A 15,792-nucleotide genomic window follows, 5' to 3' on the forward strand; every position below is an offset into this window, starting at 1 on the left:
TCATTCGGTGCTTCGACTATAAAAGTGCAGCATTTAATCTACAATGCCTTCTTATCAGCCCAAACTGTTTACATATTGACAACAATAGATGGATATTAAAAACCTGCAGTTCCTCAGCGCCGTGGTTGAAGCCGGCAGCATGAGCGGCGCCGCCCGCCGACTGGGCACCTCGCGCTCGCATGTCAGCCGCCGACTCAAGGCGCTGGAGCAGAGTATGCAGCTGCAGCTGTTCCGCCGCACCACGCGCCGGGTCGAGCCGACACAGATTGGCTGGGCGCTCTATGAACACGCCGCGCGCATCAGTCAGGAACTGAACGCTTTGCAGGCCACGGTAGACGACCTGGGCAAGAACCTGCGCGGGCATATCCGCCTGAGCGTGCCGGTTGCGCTGGGCCAACAAGTCGTCGGGCCGCTGCTACTCGAGTTCGCCGAACTCTATCCCGAGGTCAGCCTGCAACTGACCTTTAGCAATCGCATCTTTGACCTGGTCGCGGCCGAAATTGATGTCGCCATTCGCGTCACCTCTACGCCGCCTGAGGCGCTGGTCGCACGCGATCTGGGACCGGTGGACTGGGCGCTCTGCGCCAGTCCCGCTTACCTGCAAAGCCACGGCACACCACAGCAGCCGGACGACCTGCTGACACTGGACATGGTCAGCGTCAACCTGCCGGAACAGCGGCTGCCGTTGGAGCTATTCGATGGCCGTCAGACCCGTGTGCTGAATCTGCGTCCGCGCCTGCAAACCGAGGACATGCCCTTTCTCAGGCGTGCCGCGCTCGCCGGTATCGGTTGTGCGCTGCTACCGCTATACAGCGTGCAACACGAGCTTAATAGCGGCGAGCTGGTGCGGCTGCTACCGGACTACCGAGCACGGGTCAGCGCCTGGGGCGATCAACTTTATCTGCTGACCGCGCCCAACCTTTACCCGACCCTGGCGACCCGTGCGCTGATTGAGTTTCTGCTCAGCCGTTTGCGCAACCAACTAGAGGGCTAATGGTACTGCGCAGGGCAGAAGCGGAAGGCTACAATAGCGGCGACCGAACTCTGGACCAGACCATGACTCTCGCTGCACTGAACGCCGAATTGCACAAGGTTTTACCCGACGCTCAATTACTGGCCGCTCGCCTGCCCGGGCTGGAAGAGCTTGAGCTGTGGCTGCTCGATCCTGCCAATCTGGATCGCGCCTTCGCCAGCGACGAAACTCGCCGCCTGCTGGAACACCCACCCTACTGGGGCTTTTGCTGGGGCAGTGGTTTAGCATTGGCGCGCTGGGTTCTCGACCATCCTGAGCAGGTGCGCGGAAAACGCGTGCTCGACTTTGGCGCGGGTTCAGGCGTCGTGGCGCTGGCCTGCAAATTGGCAGGCGCCGCCAGCGTCATCGCCTGCGACCTCGATCAACCGGCACAGCTGGCCTGCGCACTGAACGCTCGGTGCAACGACATGCGCCTGGAGATAGCCGGGGATTATTTCGCGGTCAGCGGTCGGCTCGACCTGATCATTGCTGCCGACGTGCTCTACGATGCAGAAAACCGTCCCCTGCTGGATCATTTTGCCCAGCGCGCAACGGCCGTGCTGATTGCCGATTCACGCGTCAGGACACTGGATCACCCCCCCTATCAGCGCCAGCAAATACTGCCCGGCCGCACCTGGCCCGATCTCGGCGAGCCGGAAGAATTCCGCCAGGTCAGCCTGTACGCCGCTGGAGCGGCGTTGCATCACGCTTGATCTAGCCGCCCTTCAGCCCTATAAAGACAGCCTGAACACGGGCGCCTGAACGCCCGCCACCTCTTGCATCGGAACTGCCATGTCATCGTCTCACCTGTTTGATGTCACCACCGATACCTTCGATCGCTATGTGCTCGAAAACTCCTTCCACAAGCCGGTTCTGGTCGACTTCTGGGCCGACTGGTGCGCGCCGTGTAAAGCACTGCTGCCGGTGCTTACCAGCATCGCTGACAGCTATGCTGGCGAATTGCTGTTGGCCAAGGTCAATTGTGACCAGGAAGCGCAACTGAGCGAGCGGTTCGGTATTCGCAGCTTGCCTACCGTGGTGCTGTTCAAGGATGGCCAACCGGTGGAAGGCTTTGCTGGCATCCAAACGGAAAGCGCTATTCGTGAGCTACTGGTCCCGCATATCGGCGCAGTGCCGGAAGCAGTTGCAGCAGAAGAGCCCGAGCCTATCGACCCGGCAGCGCAGGCAACGGCGCTACTCGAGGCAGGGGCAGCGGCGGAGGCAATCCCCTTGCTGCAACAGGCCATAGCCGACGAGTCCAGCGATGCGCTGTTGCTGCTACTGGCACGCGCCCTGGCTGAAACCGGTGAACTGAAAGACGCAGAGCAAGTGCTTGGCGCCATCAGCAAGCCCGAGGCGCACAAAAAAGCCATCAACGACCTCAATACTCAGCTGGTTTTTCTCAAGCAGGCAGTCGACTTTCCCGCAGCAGAATTGCTGACTCACCGCCTGGCAAGCGACCCGGATGACAGCGAAGCAGCCTATCAATTGGCCGTCCTTAGTCTGGCGCGACAGGATTACGAGAGCGCGCTGGGCGGCTTGCTGAGCTTGATGCAAAGCGACCGCAGTTACGCTGACGGCATCGCGCAAAAAACCTTGATGCAGGTATTTGACCTGTTGGGCGCGGCTGATCCCGTGGCTATTCAGTACCGCCGCAAGCTCTACCAATTGCTCTACTGAGCCCAGCACTGGGCGGCAGCGATGCCGCTCGGGGCGATTCTCCGATCACGCGGCCCTCGCGCTTTCTTTTTCAGCACATGAACGCGCAAAAAGCAGTACACCACAACCCAGCCTTTACAAAAACGAAATAAGATAACATTATGTATCTTCATTTTACCGTACAGAGAATTCATCATGCGCCGCCAACTCATTACCCTCAGCCTCGCCCTTCCAATTAGCGTCTACGCAATGGCAGACGGACACAAGGAACACAGCAGCCTTGGTGCCCATGAGCACGGTGTTGCCAGCTTGAACATCGCCATCGACGGCGCTCAGGTGAGCCTGGAACTCGACAGCCCAGCGGTAAATCTGGTGGGCTTTGAGCACGCGGCCAGCCAGCCTGACGACATTGCTAAAGTGGCTGCAGTGCAAGCCCAAATGCGCGACGCGTCCCAGCTATTCCAACTGCCTGCTGCCGCCGACTGCACTCAGACTTCCGTTGATCTCGACAGCCCTCTCTTCGCCGGCAACGAGCACGAGCACGAGCACGAGCACGAGCACGAAGATCATGAAGAAAAGCACGAACACGAGCACGAAGAAGCCGCTCACGAGCATGACCATGATCATGACCATGAAGAACACCACCACGAGCATGCCGACATTGAGGCCAGCTACAGTTTCACCTGTGCCCAGCCTGAAGCGCTGACCAGCCTGCAACTGCCCCTGTTCAAAGTGTATCCAGGACTGCAGCGCCTGAACGTGCAAGCCATTACCCCCGCTGGTCAAATGGGTGCCGAGCTGACAGCCAACAACCCGACCATCAACTTCGAGTGATACCCTGATCTACTTTGCCGAGCCAGCCCGTGGAAACTTGCTAACGATGACCCGCCCCCTGCTAGAACTGAATAACCTGCGCTTTGCCTGGCCAAAACAGCCAGTGCTGCTGGATATCGATCACTTCGCCTTGGCGCCAGGTGAGCGACTGTTTCTCAAGGGGCCGTCAGGCAGTGGCAAGACCACGCTACTCGGCCTGCTGGGTGGTGTGCACCTGCCCCAACAGGGTGAAGTAACCCTGTTGGGGCAGTCACTCAATGCACTCTCAGCCCGTCAGCGCGATCGCTTTCGGGCTGAGCATAGTGGCTACATCTTCCAGATGTTCAATCTGCTGCCTTACCTCTCAGTGCAGGACAACGTCCTGCTGCCCTGCCGCTTTTCGCAGCAGCGCAAGCAGCGTGCAGAACAACGCCACGGCAGCCTAAGCGCAGCCGCTACCCATTTATTACAAGGCCTCGGTCTGACTGATCCAGCACTGCTGAACAGACCAGCCACCACACTGTCCATCGGCCAACAGCAGCGGGTCGCGGCGGCACGAGCGCTGATCGGTACACCCGAACTAGTCATCGCCGACGAGCCCACCTCGGCGCTGGACGCCGACAGCCGTGAGGCCTTTATCCAATTGCTGTTTGCCGAATGCGCTGAGGCCGGCAGCAGCCTGTTATTCGTCAGCCACGACACTGCATTGGCCCCGCTGTTCGATCGTAGCCTGGCCTTGCCTGAATTGAATCGCGCCGCCAGCGCGGAGGTGAACTGATGTATTTGCTTCGTCTGGCCCTGCAAAGCCTTAAAAACAGACGTGTTACCGCGCTGTTGACGGTATTGGTCATTGCCCTGAGTGTCACCCTGCTATTGACCGTAGAGCGGGTGCGCAGCGAAGCGCGCGCCAGCTTTGCCAGCACCATTAGCGGAACTGATCTGATTGTCGGCGCACGCTCCGGTTCGGTACAGCTGCTACTGTACTCGGTGTTCCGCATCGGCAACGCCACCAACAACATCCGCTGGGAAAGCTACAACAACATCAGCACCCTGCCACAGGTGAAGTGGGCCATCCCCATTTCGCTCGGTGACTCGCATCGCGGTTTTCGTGTAATGGGAACGGACCAGAGCTACTTTAGCCACTTCCGTTTTGGCCGCGACAAGCCTCTGGTTTTCAGCCAGGGCAAAGCCTTCGATGACCTGTACGACGCAGTTATTGGTGCAGATATCGCCCGCGAACTGGGCTACAAACTGGGTACCGAGATGGTGCTGGCGCATGGCGCTGGCGCGGTCAGTTTTGTAAAGCACACGGACAAACCGTTTCACGTCAGCGGTATTCTGGCCAAGACCGGCACCCCGGTTGACCGCACCATTCACGTCAGCCTGCAAGCCATCACCGCCCTGCACGTAGATTGGCAACAGGGCATGCCTGCCCGTGGCAGCGGCCATGTCAGCGCCGAGCAGACCAGACAACTGGACCTCACGCCCACTGCCATTACCGCGATGCTGTTGGGCCTGAACCGGCGCATCGATACCTTCGCTGTGCAGCGACAGGTCAATCAGTTCAGTGGCGAACCCTTGCTGGCGATCATGCCTGGCGTAGCACTGCAGGAATTATGGAGCTTGCTCAGCGTGGCAGAAAAGGCCTTGTTGCTGGTCTCTGCCTGCGTAGTGCTAACCGGACTGGTTGGCATGCTGAGCGCCATTCTTGGCAGCCTCAATGAACGCCGCCGGGAAATGGCCATACTGCGCTCCGTCGGGGCCAAGCCATGGCACATCTTCAGCTTGCTGGTGCTGGAAGCCATGGCATTGGCCGCCGCCGGGATACTGCTCGGTCTGGGCTTGCTGTATATTGGCCTTTGGATAACGCAGCCCGTATTGGAACAAGAGTACGGCCTGTTCATGCCACTGGGCTGGCCCAGCCCGGCTGAATGTAAACTGATGGCGGGCATACTCGGTGCCAGCCTGCTGCTGGCCTGCATTCCTGCCTGGCGCGCCTACCGGCTAGCGCTGGTAGACGGCCTTTCGATCAAGACCTGAGGATAATCACCCGCGTGCGTGCCCTGATTAACGTTTCACTGCTGGCCCTGCTGCTTGCCAGCCTACCCACTCAAGCCGCGCGCGAATTGAGCTGGGATGATTTGATCCCGCCGGGCACAGCAGACCAGTTTGGTATGCCACAGCCGATGCACGACATGTCGCAGCTGGCGGACGTACTCAGTGAAAACGCCAATGCTGGCGGCACCTCGGTAGTTGATCAACAAAAGCCCCAGGCGCCCACCGTCGCCAAGCTCGATGGTGAAGACGTCAAGTTGCCGGGCTATATAGTGCCGCTGACACTAACCGACGATAACCGGGTAACCGAGTTTTTGTTGGTCCCCTACTTTGGCGCCTGCATCCACGTACCACCCCCGCCGTCCAACCAGATTGTCTTGGTACAAAGCGATGAGGGTGTAGCCCTGGATGCCACTTACGTACCTTTCTGGATCACCGGCACTCTGCATGTCGAGCAAAGTGAGAGCGAACTAGCCAGCGCCGGCTACCGTATGAGCGCCAGCAAGATCGAGATATTTGAGTACTAATCAGGGATTGGTTTGCGCCGCCGCAGCAGCATTGCGCAGGGACTGTAACTGCCGGCGCTGCTCTGCATTTGCGGGGCGAGTCTGGGCCAGCGTTGCCTGCAAGGCAGACCAGTCAGCCTGCTGATATTGCAAATAGGCCACCTGTAACCAGTAACCCGCATCGCCGCTCTGCTGAGCCAGTTGCCGCCAGGCGCTGAGCGCCCGATTTCGATCCCGTGCAGCTTGCCACAATTGCGCCAAACGCAAGCGCTGTTGCTGATCGGCGGGTAATAACGCCTGGTCGATCAAGGCCTCCAGCAAGCGCGCGGCCTGCCAAGGCGCGCCAGCCTGCGCATGCAATGCCACCATATTGTTCAGATCCGTTGCCGCCAAGCCGACCCCACCTTCGTAGGCCAGGCGTAAGGTCGCGGCGGCCTCCACCTGCTGTCCGGCCATGCTCTGCATACTGGCCAGTTGGCGCCAGCCCTCAATGTCGGCCGGCGCGCGGCGCACCAGCACCTGCAACCAGGTGACCGCCTGAGCATAGCGTCGCAGCTCATAGTTCATGCCCGCCAATAGCTGATACCAAAGATCGTCCGCCGACGGGTTGGCGCGCACTATCTGCTCCGCCAGCGGTATCGCCTTGCGATAATCCTTCAGCTCGCGATAAGCCTGTACCAGCAGCTGCCGCATCTCCAGCGGCATGCCATGGGTGCTTTCGGCCGCCAACACAGTCACTGCCTGCTGATAGCGGCCCTGCTGTACCAGTAGTTGCGCCAGGTTACGCCGATCCTGCTGCACCGCGTTGGCATCCAGTGCTCCCTGTGCCAGCGCCTGCTCCAGCCACCGAATAGCAGCAGGATAATCCTCGCGCGCAATGGCCAGATAGCCCAGACGCTGCTGCACCAAAGCCTGCTCCAGCGAGCCTGAGTTAGTACTTTTCAGCACTTCAGCAAGCAGACGCTCGGCAGCACTCGGATGACCCGACTGCTGCACATCACGCGCCTCTTCCAGCGCCATGAATACCTTGGGATCAATTTGCTGCGCCAGCGCCAAAGGCGATACCAGCAGACATAATAAAAGCAGTAACGAGCGCATCAGCGCCGACCTTCCGGCATACGAAAATACAGTGTCTTGACCGCTTCGCGCGCCACCGCATGACCATTCTCGCGTCGCGGCTCAAAGCGCCAGCGTCTGACCGCACGCCGGGCCTCACGCTCAAACACCCCGGGCGGTTCAGCAGCGGTTACCCGCAGGTTATCCACCCGGCCCTCCGGCGTGATGGTGAAACGCAAGGTTACTTCACCTTCAATACCCGCGCGCAGGGCTCGCTGCGGATAGTCGGGCTTAATATTAACCTTGGGCTCGGCTTCCTCTACTGCGCCCGGCCGAGACGCCGCCACGACAGCCTCAGCGGATGCCGTTGGCGAAGCGGTATGGGTACTAGCGCTGGCGGCGGCAGGTGCGGGTTGCAGGTTGCTCTGCGGTGGCGCGGCGCTCAGCTGCATTGTGCTCTGCAACTGAGGCACTGCAATCTGCAGCTGCAGTTGCGGCGGGGGCTGCGCTACAGGCGCAGCAAGCTGTGGCGGTTTTAGCGGTGCGGGTGGCGTTGGCCGTTCCGGACGCTGCAGTCTCTGCGGCGATGCGTCTTCGTTCGGGCGCTCGCTGATACTGCGCACGACGCCAACCCGCACCAGCTCTTCGGGCCGCTCAGTCTCACGCTCTGGTGGCGTGATCAACACCACCATCAGCGTGAACAGGGCCAGCGCAACCAGTAGGGCGCCCATAAAGCTGAGCAGCAATCGCATCAGCGTTGTTCTGCCGTAGCAGCCAATGCTACATCTTCAACCCCGGCCAGGCGGGCCTGGTCCATCACCCTGATCACCAGCCCGCTGCGCGCATCCTTGTCTGCCTGCACAACCACGGTGCTGTCCGGTTGATCAACCCGCATGCGCTCCACCGCAGCGCGAACCGCGCGGATATCCACGGGTTTGCGGTCCATCCAGATCTCGCCATCGGCACTGACCGCAATCAGAATATTGCCCTTGGGCTTCTCGCTGGCACTCGCAGCCGAGGGTCGCTCTACCGTGATACCCGACTCCTTGATGAAGGAGCTGGTAACAATGAAGAAGATCAGCATGATGAAGACGATATCCAGCATAGGCGTCAAATCGATGCCTGCCTCCTCATCCGCTGTACTGTGATGCCTGCGCATGCGCATGCGGCGCGCTCCTATTCGTGACGCAGGCGGTCAGACAACCGCTGCAAAGCCCGGCGTGACTGTTGATCGAGTCGCGCCAAACAAAATAAACCACTGATAGCGATGACCATGCCGGCCATGGTCGGCACGGTTGAACGCGAGACACCGGCCGCCATGGCCCGGGGATTACCGTTACCGCTGAGCGCCATGACGTCAAATACCTGAATCATGCCGCTAACGGTACCGAGCAAACCGAGCAAGGGACAGAGCGCGATCAGTACCCGCACCATCGGCAGGTATTGATTCAATCGCTGCTGCGCCTGTGACAACCAGGCACTGCGGATATGCCGCGCAGCCAAACTGCGGCGCTCCCCGCGCCCCAGCCAGGCCTGTTGATAGTCCTTGGCCTGGCGTGGAAACACTCGTCCAAGAAACCACAGCCGTTCCAGCATCAGGGTCCACAGCACAATGGTGACCAGCAGAATGCCCCACAGCACCCAACCGCCGCTGTCGAGGAAGTCCCGCAGTCGCCAGACTGCTTCAATCACGCGGCGTGTCTCCGCCACCCAGGTGCAGCGCAATCAGTCCCGCACTTTGCTGCTCGAGCAACTGAATCAGCGCTTTGCTGCGGGCAGCAACCAAACTATGCATAAACAGCAGCGGAATCGCCGCGATCAAACCCAGCACTGTGGTCACCAGCGCCTGGGAAATACCGCCCGCCATCAGCTTGGGATCCCCGGTGCCGAACAGCGTAATCGCCTGAAAGGTGGCGATCATGCCAGTGACCGTGCCCAATAGACCCAGTAGCGGCGCAACCGCCGCGAGCAGTTTGATCAGCCCTTGCCAACGCTCCAGTGCCGGCGTTTCCTTGAGAATCGCCTCATCCAGTTTGAGCTCCAGCGTATCCAGCTCTTCCAGGCGAGGCTGGCTGCCGATCACACTGAGCACCCGACCCAGCGGATTGTCGGCCTGTAGCTTATCCAGGTCAGCGGCTTGCCGGTCTACCCGGCGTTGCACACCCTGCAACCAGATCAGCCGAGCCAGCGCCAGCAGGATGCCAAACGCCCCCAGAGCAATAATCACATAACCCACGATCCCGCCTTGCATCACTCGCTCAAGCAACTTGGGCGTGCGCTGCAATTGCTCAATCACATTACCGCGCGCAGGGTCGATCCAGAGATCAGCCATGCCCTCTCTGGGCGCGACGAAGTCGGCGATGAGTCCCGTGCCGGCGGGTTGGCGCGCGGCTGCCAGCAGTTGCTGACTGTCCGGCTGGTAGCTCAGGTACTGCTGTTCGCTCAACGCGACGAAGGGACCAACACTGACCACAGGTTGCAGCGCCGTTTCGCCGTGACGATCCACAACGGGGGCGTCATAGCGGCTGACTTCGCCGCTAGCCGTCATATCCTGCTGTAGCCGATACCAAAACTGCTCCAGCTGTTCTACCCGCGGAATCTCCTGACTTTGCGCCAGCGCATCGAGCTCCTGCAAACGCTCGGGGAAACGGCTGTTCAGCAACGAGTCCTGCCACTGACTACGGGTATCACCTGCGCTTTGGCGCACCACACCAAACAACTCACCCAGATCGCCACTGCGCTCAGCCAATGCCGCCCTGGCTGCGGCCAACGCTTCGCTCTGCTGCTGAAACTGGGCATCCAAAGCATCGGCGGCGGATTGCAACTCATCACGCTGCCCCACCTTGGTAGCCATGCGCTGTTGCTGCTGATCCTTTTCGCGCAAGAATGCCTGCTCGCGCGCGTGCATTTGCGCCTCTTCAGCGCTACGGGTGTCGCGAATACTGCGCAGCAGATCCTGCTTGTTGGGCGCTTGCGCCTGAGCCTGACTCAAGGGCAGCAAGACCAATAACAGACACCCCATCCACAATGATTTCATGGTGTCTGCTCCTGAGTCACCGCTGGCAAGGGTAAGCGCAGCATAACCGGCACCTGCTCAGTACGTGCGATCGCCATACCCTGCTCCAGTGTGCGGCGATAACCATTCGGCAGGGGTTGCCAGCGCTGTGTCGCGGTATCCCAATAGCCCTGCTCCTGCGCGTCCAGCGTTTGATAAAACAACATCAAACGGCCCAGCCGGAGAAACTCGACCACCCGGCTGTCGTCAGCCTGCACCAGTTCACCACGCCAGGCTTCCAGCGTGCGTCCGTAGTCACTTTCGATCTGATAGGCCTCCAGCACTCGCCGGTACAGTTCGGCAACACTCACGTCAGGATCCACCAATAAATCCTGCAGTCGTGCTACGCGCTGTTGGCGCTCATCAAGCAAAAAGGGCATATCGACCGCAACAAACTGCTCCAGCGTATTCACCATGCGGCTAATCAGGGGACGCATCTCCGCCTGGGTGTGTTCGATACTCCCCAGCTGCGCATGCAAACTACTCAGCTCTTGCTGCTGCTGCGCGACGACCTTTGCCATCCGGCTGTTGTACTCGGCCAACTGACTGATCTGCTGATTGGCCTGACGGTAGTTTTCCAGGGCGTTGCGCGCAGCGTCGTCTAGCTGATCGATACGGCGCTGCGACGCTACGGCAGTGCTAGTCAATTCGCTGCTTTGCTGCTGCGCCTGCTGCACGGCTTGCTGCGCCTGTACCGCCAGCGGCAGACACAGCAATGCGGTTAGCCAAACTGCCCTCATTCACCTTCTCCCCGAGAAGTGTTGGCCGTCAGCGGCCACCAAAAGAGCAACATTGTCAGCGTTGCATCAAGAGACTTCAACCGCGCTGTTAACGGCCTGGCTGACCAAGACGCACGCTCTCTTGCTCTAGGTCAATATTTGCGAGCAAAGCCAGGCGTACAGTTGCCCCTGTTCACTAATCAAGGAGTTACATCATGTCACGCTTCGCCACCAAACTGACCGCCAGCCTTCTGCTCGCTCCTGCGCTGCTGGCAGCTTCCGTTACAGCCCAAGCGCACCAGGCAGGCGACATCCTCGTACGCGCTGGCGCTATCACCGTTGATCCACATGAGGACAGCTCCGGCATCAAGACCTCAAGCGGTACCAATCTGGGCGGTAGTGCCACTCTGGATAGCGACACTCAGTTGGGTTTGAACTTCGCGTACATGGTGACCGATCACGTAGGTGTGGAACTGCTCGCTGCAACCCCTTTCAGCCATGATGTGGGCATCAAAGGTTCACCCGCTGGCGCCGATAGCTTGAACGGCAAACTGGGCACATTGAAGCACTTGCCACCCACCCTGAGCGCGGTCTGGTACCCCATGCAAAGCACCGCCGCTTTCCAACCTTACGTTGGCGCGGGCATCAACTTCACCTGGTTCTTTGATGAGGACGTCAGCAGCTCAGCCGAAGCCAAGGGCTTCGACGGTTTGAGTATGGATAATTCCTGGGGCCTGGCAGCACAAGTGGGTGCCGACTACATGATTACCGATAAGCTGATGCTCAATGCCCAGATGCGCTACATCGATATCGAGACCACCGGCTACACCAATCTTAATGGCGTTGGTCGTCTGAAGGTTGATGTTGATGTCGACCCACTGGTCTACATGGTTGGCTTGGGCTACAAGTTCTAATCAGCCGACTACCGGCGAGCGCGGATATTCAAGCCGCAGGGGGTTGCAGAATATCGTCCAACCCCGCTCGCCAGGCTCTTGGCTTGATGCCAAAAGCAAACAATAAACGCCGCCCGTTCAGAGCGGCGTTTTGCGGTTCAAACTGCGCGGCCGGCTGGTCTGCGTAGTTTACCGGCTCAATGATTGGGTCTTCGGCCAGACGCTCAAGGCTTAGTAACTCCTGGCCCAGGCTCTTCGCCAGACTGATCCAGCTCGACGCCTCAACACTCGCGTAGTGATAAACCCCATACAACTCTGCGTCACAATCCATCTGCTTGATTACCGCCAACAATACCCGCGCGGCATCGGCCAAGGGTGTTGGGTTACCGCGCCACTCTTCTGCCAGGGCAACACGCTGGCTTGCCTGCAACTGGTTTACCAGTCTCATCAACAAGCCGTCCGGCGACTGATCCAGCAGCCAACTAAAACGCAGTAACAGATGCCGCTTACAGCGCCGCACCAGCAACTGGTCGAGAGCGGCCTGCACTGCGCCTTGGGCACCAACAGGGGTCAGCTCGTCTTTTTCGGTGTAGGGGGTATTCTTTTCGCCACTGAAGACGCGGGTATTGGACAGCATGCACAGCAGCATATCCCGCTGCGCGCAGGACTCGATCAAGCGCTCGCTGAACTGCCGCTGCGCGGCCATTTGCTCGGCATCGGCCGTCACTAACTGAAACTGCTGATGATAATGCGCGAGGTTGATAACCGCATCCGGTGCCAGCTCGTCGAGCCAGCCATCAATCGCGTCTGGCCGCCATGCATCAGACGGAGTGCCTGGCAGCAGAAACTCAATGTCCTCTGCTGCGGCCTGAGTCACTAATGACTGACCCAGTAACGATTCGTGCCCCAGCAGCAAAACCCGCTTGCGCATGCTTTATTAACCCTTGTAACCCGTTATCCAGTGTGACCTGTATTGTGCAGTGTCCGCAGCCGCACGTCACCTGCCAGTCTCGTTGGGCTCAGGTATAGGTGATCAGCTCACGTCGCTCGGGGGCATCCAGATGCGGAACACTGTTGAAACTACTCAGGCGCATTGAGCGTTGATTGAACACGCAATGAATCAGTCCGGTATTGCGCGTCTGCAAGTTCAACTCGATCATGGTTTTGCTCGGCGCCTCCAGCAGCTGGCGTACCAGCATGGCTATGGCGCCACCCGAGCTGACCGCGAGGACACGCTGACCTTTGTAATTGCCCATGATGTGCTCACGCGCATGCAAAATACGCTGTTCAAACTGAGCCCAAGTCTCCGGCAAACTCCCCTCAAGACGACCTTCAGACCACAGCACGATGCCCTGCTTCAAGCGCTTGAAGTAATCAGCCACCACCGGTTTATCGGGCAACGCCTGGTCAGGGTGCTGCGCAAGAAAGGCGTGCAATACGGAATGGAAGTCGAACTCGTTGAGCTCCGGCAAGACCTCAAAAGACCGGCCGGCAACACCCAAGCCCTCGCAGATACCTTCCGCCGTCTCCCGATGCCGCACCATGTCGCCTGTAATGATGTGATCAAACTGCATGTCTTGGGCGCTGAAATAGTCCCCCAGGAGTCGTGCTTGCTGGTGCCCCTTTTCAGATAGCAGGTCATAGTTATCGGAGCCAAAGGAGGCCTGGCCATGGCGCACAAAATAGACTTCTGACATTGATATACCCTTCTCGCTAGCAAACCAGAGGCAACCCGCCCACGCCTGCATACCGCAATTGGGTACAGCGCTTTTCACGAGCCATAAAAAAACCCGGCAGACCGGGGACAATCATCCTAGGTCATGCCGGGTTACGGCGACAGCTACATTCTAGAACGGTTGTGCATACCACACAGTACAGCTTCCCACACCAAGCCATTGAAACCATTACAAATTATCAATAAATTATGAAATATGTAAGGTATTTTGTAAAGTTACAGCCAAAACCAAGGGAAATTCTTTACAGTTTTGGCGTTTTTACCGAGTGAAGCATTTCATACGCTTGAGATTGACTCTCAAATATAATGCTGTTTGAAGGCCAGCTACCTTTCTTTTGCAAGCAAAAGAGACCATGAAACTTTATCCTGCCAGGCCGGCATGGGCAAGGCTCTATAAGCTCCCCTGCGGAAATGATCTCTGGCAACGATACGAAGCAAAAGCGGAATGCAAATTTGAAAATTTTCTCAAGAACCACCGACAATCCTGAGCTCCCTGCACCACGAGTATTAAAAGCAGGACAGAAGCTCCTGCCGATAATGAGCAGAAAAGCTGATTTCGTAGACCCGCCCTGAAACAGGGTTATGAAATGGGGTATCCCCTCCCAGACTCTCGTTGGGATTAGGCTCAATCCCGACCTCAATTTCATCAAAACCTCCAGTCTTAAGGCCGACCTCCTCAAAGGTAGCGTCAGCATCTAGAAGCTCGACCTTTCTTAGCACTGCGTTATCTTCAGGCAGATCTTCAGCGATACGTTCAGCCAACTTTTTGAGCGTCGTCTCCGCGGGCGAAAAGAACCATGCCTCTCCGTCGGCCTCTCCGATGCGGCGTAATATCCGGCCCAATACCTGCCTAAAATATAATTCAGTCCGGATACGACTGAGATAGCAACAAACCTGTAGCCGCGGAATATCGGTGCCTTCGCTGATCATTCCTACCGCAACAATCCATCGCGGCCCCCCAGCCTTGAAGCAATTTATCTTTTGTTGAGCATCTGTGGCTTCAGTGGTTACCACGTAGCAGCTCTCTCCCATCGTTTCTAGCAATAATACGATTTGATTAGCATGATCAATGTCGGTGGCGACAACCAAGCCCGCGGCATTCGGGGTAGTACGGCTAAGATCTGTTAATTTTTCACATCCCAAGCGCAGCATCTGCATAATTACTTCTTCGTGCTGAAGCAGGTGTTGGTAGGTGACGGACGACTCCAACAGTAGCTGGGCGATGCTTGGGTAAAGTTTGAATGTGCGTTCACCGCGAGCTTTCTCAGCAACTCCAACTTGCTGGTTATCCAGCAAGACAATCCGAGGTGACCGACACACACCGTCCCGAACCGCCTCCCGCAGACCATATTTATAATCTGTGACTAGCCGCCCTTCAGGCGAGGTATATCGCGCTAGAGCAATGGGTCGGTCATCCGACCGCCAAGGAGTACCAGAAAGCGCAAGAGTATAAGCAGCTTGGTCCTGCAGCCGTTTCAAAATTTGTTGGCCCCAGGCGTTACTAAAAAGAAAGTCGCTTCCCGCGCAGTGATGGATCTCGTCGAAGACGACAAAGACTCGGTAGTCGTCCAAAAGCCGCCAAAATGCTTCGCTCCTATACTCCATAGCTTGGTAGCTAAATGCCGCGCCTAATGCACCAATCAAACCATCTAGCCGTCCCCCCAGAACAGAAGAGAATGTAGCTCGCATACCCTCCACGACCTGAAGTGACGGGGCGAAACAAAAAATCAGATCAATTTTATTGGATGCAAGCAAGGCTTCAGACAACACTGCAGCCATACGGGTCTTGCCAGCTCCAGGAGTCGCGTGGCAAAGAAAATGCCGTTCCGTTTCATAATGGATCAGTGCAGAATCAATGCACTCCCGTTGCCATAGCCTTAGAAGGCCTGTCACTCTGCTGGTTCTATGAGGAGGAGCGTATTTTCTATTGCACGCAAATGACCGAGCAAACGTGAACTACGATCTCTGGCCTCCAGATAATTAGCTTCCACCTGAGGGCGTATGTGAGGGAGGTCACATATAAGCTGTTTATATCTTTCGGCTTCGCCCATCGCCGAAAGGAAGTCGAGCTTAATTTCCTTCAAGAGGCGTTCTAAATGGACGCCGCCATCACAACCAGATGATTCTTTCCTGCCTCCCTTAGCCTCCTGCCCTCGGGCAATTGAACCGCCCCGGGTTTCGCGGAGGCTTCAACTCCTGAGAAGATGAAGCCATGAACAAGACAAACAAGTTTTCCCCTGAAGTCCGTGAACGAGCCGTGCGGATGGTGCAAGAGCATCGCGGCGACTA

18 protein-coding genes and 1 pseudogene are annotated in these 15,792 nt (G+C 58.0%); 8 read left to right on the forward strand and 11 right to left on the reverse strand.

Features of this window, described 5'->3' with window-relative positions:
* Positions 1-88 precede the first annotated feature (88 nt).
* The 7 genes from H4J77_RS15920 to H4J77_RS15950 all read left to right on the forward strand — a co-directional run bounded on the left by H4J77_RS15920 (position 89) and on the right by H4J77_RS15950 (position 6,066).
* Positions 89-994, forward strand: coding sequence for a LysR family transcriptional regulator (locus H4J77_RS15920; RefSeq protein WP_123891198.1), 906 nt, complete (start codon positions 89-91; stop codon positions 992-994).
* 62 nt (positions 995-1,056) lie between these two features.
* Positions 1,057-1,725 carry a methyltransferase gene (locus H4J77_RS15925; protein WP_182249421.1) on the forward strand — a complete coding sequence of 223 codons (669 nt, stop codon included), beginning with the start codon at positions 1,057-1,059 and terminating at the stop codon, positions 1,723-1,725.
* 79 nt (positions 1,726-1,804) lie between these two features.
* On the forward strand, positions 1,805-2,692 hold the full coding sequence (gene trxA, locus H4J77_RS15930) for a thioredoxin (RefSeq protein WP_182249392.1): 888 nt from the start codon (positions 1,805-1,807) through the stop codon (positions 2,690-2,692).
* Between the two features lie 174 nt (positions 2,693-2,866).
* A complete protein-coding gene (locus H4J77_RS15935) occupies positions 2,867-3,505 on the forward strand; it encodes a DUF2796 domain-containing protein (protein ID WP_182249394.1) in 639 nt (212 codons plus the stop codon).
* A gap of 46 nt (positions 3,506-3,551) precedes the next feature.
* Positions 3,552-4,262, forward strand: a complete 711-nt coding sequence (locus H4J77_RS15940; protein WP_182249396.1) for an ATP-binding cassette domain-containing protein — start codon at positions 3,552-3,554, stop codon at positions 4,260-4,262.
* The gene (locus H4J77_RS15945; protein WP_182249398.1) at positions 4,262-5,524 is read left to right on the forward strand and encodes an ABC transporter permease; all 1,263 of its coding nucleotides are present in this window, start codon (positions 4,262-4,264) and stop codon (positions 5,522-5,524) included. The genes H4J77_RS15940 and H4J77_RS15945 overlap by 1 nt, the downstream gene beginning before the upstream one ends.
* Positions 5,525-5,547: 23 nt before the next feature.
* Complete coding sequence (locus tag H4J77_RS15950) at positions 5,548-6,066, forward strand: DUF3299 domain-containing protein (RefSeq protein WP_220469392.1); 519 nt, start codon at positions 5,548-5,550, stop codon at positions 6,064-6,066.
* Here the strand turns inward: H4J77_RS15950 and H4J77_RS15955 are convergent, their stop codons facing one another.
* Genes H4J77_RS15955 through H4J77_RS15980 form a run of 6 tightly spaced genes read right to left on the reverse strand, consistent with a single transcriptional unit; the run spans position 6,067 to position 10,896 of the window.
* Entirely contained in the window at positions 6,067-7,143 is a 1,077-nt protein-coding gene (locus H4J77_RS15955; protein WP_182249400.1) for a lipopolysaccharide assembly protein LapB, read from the reverse strand.
* The gene (locus tag H4J77_RS15960) at positions 7,143-7,853 is read right to left on the reverse strand and encodes an energy transducer TonB (RefSeq protein WP_182249402.1); all 711 of its coding nucleotides are present in this window, start codon (positions 7,851-7,853) and stop codon (positions 7,143-7,145) included. Before H4J77_RS15960 ends, H4J77_RS15955 begins: the two co-directional genes overlap by 1 nt.
* A complete protein-coding gene (locus H4J77_RS15965) occupies positions 7,853-8,266 on the reverse strand; it encodes a biopolymer transporter ExbD (RefSeq protein WP_182249404.1) in 414 nt (137 codons plus the stop codon). The genes H4J77_RS15960 and H4J77_RS15965 overlap by 1 nt, the downstream gene beginning before the upstream one ends.
* Positions 8,267-8,277: 11 nt before the next feature.
* Complete coding sequence (locus tag H4J77_RS15970) at positions 8,278-8,793, reverse strand: MotA/TolQ/ExbB proton channel family protein (RefSeq protein WP_310734995.1); 516 nt, start codon at positions 8,791-8,793, stop codon at positions 8,278-8,280.
* On the reverse strand, positions 8,786-10,138 hold the full coding sequence (locus tag H4J77_RS15975) for a MotA/TolQ/ExbB proton channel family protein (protein ID WP_182249406.1): 1,353 nt from the start codon (positions 10,136-10,138) through the stop codon (positions 8,786-8,788). Before H4J77_RS15975 ends, H4J77_RS15970 begins: the two co-directional genes overlap by 8 nt.
* The gene (locus H4J77_RS15980) at positions 10,135-10,896 is read right to left on the reverse strand and encodes a DUF3450 domain-containing protein (RefSeq protein ID WP_182249408.1); all 762 of its coding nucleotides are present in this window, start codon (positions 10,894-10,896) and stop codon (positions 10,135-10,137) included. The genes H4J77_RS15975 and H4J77_RS15980 overlap by 4 nt, the downstream gene beginning before the upstream one ends.
* 194 nt (positions 10,897-11,090) lie before the next feature.
* Between H4J77_RS15980 and H4J77_RS15985 the strand changes: the two genes are divergently transcribed.
* Entirely contained in the window at positions 11,091-11,789 is a 699-nt protein-coding gene (locus tag H4J77_RS15985) for an OmpW family protein (protein ID WP_182249410.1), read from the forward strand.
* 28 nt (positions 11,790-11,817) lie between these two features.
* Here the strand turns inward: H4J77_RS15985 and H4J77_RS15990 are convergent, their stop codons facing one another.
* The 5 genes and pseudogenes from H4J77_RS15990 to H4J77_RS19785 all read right to left on the reverse strand — a co-directional run.
* A complete protein-coding gene (locus H4J77_RS15990; RefSeq protein ID WP_182249412.1) occupies positions 11,818-12,699 on the reverse strand; it encodes a sugar nucleotide-binding protein in 882 nt (293 codons plus the stop codon).
* Positions 12,700-12,787: 88 nt separating this feature from the next.
* Complete coding sequence (locus H4J77_RS15995; protein ID WP_182249414.1) at positions 12,788-13,465, reverse strand: histidine phosphatase family protein; 678 nt, start codon at positions 13,463-13,465, stop codon at positions 12,788-12,790.
* 545 nt (positions 13,466-14,010) lie between these two features.
* Positions 14,011-15,396, reverse strand: a complete 1,386-nt coding sequence (locus H4J77_RS16000) for a DEAD/DEAH box helicase family protein (RefSeq protein ID WP_182249417.1) — start codon at positions 15,394-15,396, stop codon at positions 14,011-14,013.
* Positions 15,393-15,614: pseudogene (locus tag H4J77_RS19990) on the reverse strand (hypothetical protein); the annotation flags it as partial. The gene H4J77_RS16000 and the pseudogene H4J77_RS19990, both read right to left, overlap by 4 nt.
* Positions 15,596-15,792: hypothetical protein (locus tag H4J77_RS19785; protein ID WP_220469389.1), on the reverse strand; the 197-nt coding region annotated here is incomplete at its 5' end. The pseudogene H4J77_RS19990 and the gene H4J77_RS19785, both read right to left, overlap by 19 nt.

The sequence above is a fragment of the Pseudomonas sp. 5Ae-yellow genome (assembly GCF_014077575.1).
In the GTDB taxonomy this organism is placed as follows: domain Bacteria; phylum Pseudomonadota; class Gammaproteobacteria; order Pseudomonadales; family Pseudomonadaceae; genus Halopseudomonas; species Halopseudomonas neustonica.

Bases quoted from the DNA above. Each gene is read 5' to 3' on its own strand.
- trxA (WP_182249392.1), top strand. From the start codon at position 1,805: ATGTCATCGTCTCACCTGTTTGATGTCACCACCGATACCTTCGATCGC.
- H4J77_RS15985 (WP_182249410.1), top strand. From the start codon at position 11,091: ATGTCACGCTTCGCCACCAAACTGACCGCCAGCCTTCTGCTCGCTCCT.
- H4J77_RS15945 (WP_182249398.1), top strand. From the start codon at position 4,262: ATGTATTTGCTTCGTCTGGCCCTGCAAAGCCTTAAAAACAGACGTGTT.
- H4J77_RS15955 (WP_182249400.1), bottom strand. From the start codon at position 7,143: ATGCGCTCGTTACTGCTTTTATTATGTCTGCTGGTATCGCCTTTGGCG.
- H4J77_RS15925 (WP_182249421.1), top strand. From the start codon at position 1,057: ATGACTCTCGCTGCACTGAACGCCGAATTGCACAAGGTTTTACCCGAC.
- H4J77_RS15980 (WP_182249408.1), bottom strand. From the start codon at position 10,896: ATGAGGGCAGTTTGGCTAACCGCATTGCTGTGTCTGCCGCTGGCGGTA.
- H4J77_RS15935 (WP_182249394.1), top strand. From the start codon at position 2,867: ATGCGCCGCCAACTCATTACCCTCAGCCTCGCCCTTCCAATTAGCGTC.
- H4J77_RS15995 (WP_182249414.1), bottom strand. From the start codon at position 13,465: ATGTCAGAAGTCTATTTTGTGCGCCATGGCCAGGCCTCCTTTGGCTCC.
- H4J77_RS15965 (WP_182249404.1), bottom strand. From the start codon at position 8,266: ATGCGCATGCGCAGGCATCACAGTACAGCGGATGAGGAGGCAGGCATC.
- H4J77_RS15920 (WP_123891198.1), top strand. From the start codon at position 89: ATGGATATTAAAAACCTGCAGTTCCTCAGCGCCGTGGTTGAAGCCGGC.
- H4J77_RS15960 (WP_182249402.1), bottom strand. From the start codon at position 7,853: ATGCGATTGCTGCTCAGCTTTATGGGCGCCCTACTGGTTGCGCTGGCC.
- H4J77_RS15975 (WP_182249406.1), bottom strand. From the start codon at position 10,138: ATGAAATCATTGTGGATGGGGTGTCTGTTATTGGTCTTGCTGCCCTTG.
- H4J77_RS15990 (WP_182249412.1), bottom strand. From the start codon at position 12,699: ATGCGCAAGCGGGTTTTGCTGCTGGGGCACGAATCGTTACTGGGTCAG.
- H4J77_RS15940 (WP_182249396.1), top strand. From the start codon at position 3,552: ATGACCCGCCCCCTGCTAGAACTGAATAACCTGCGCTTTGCCTGGCCA.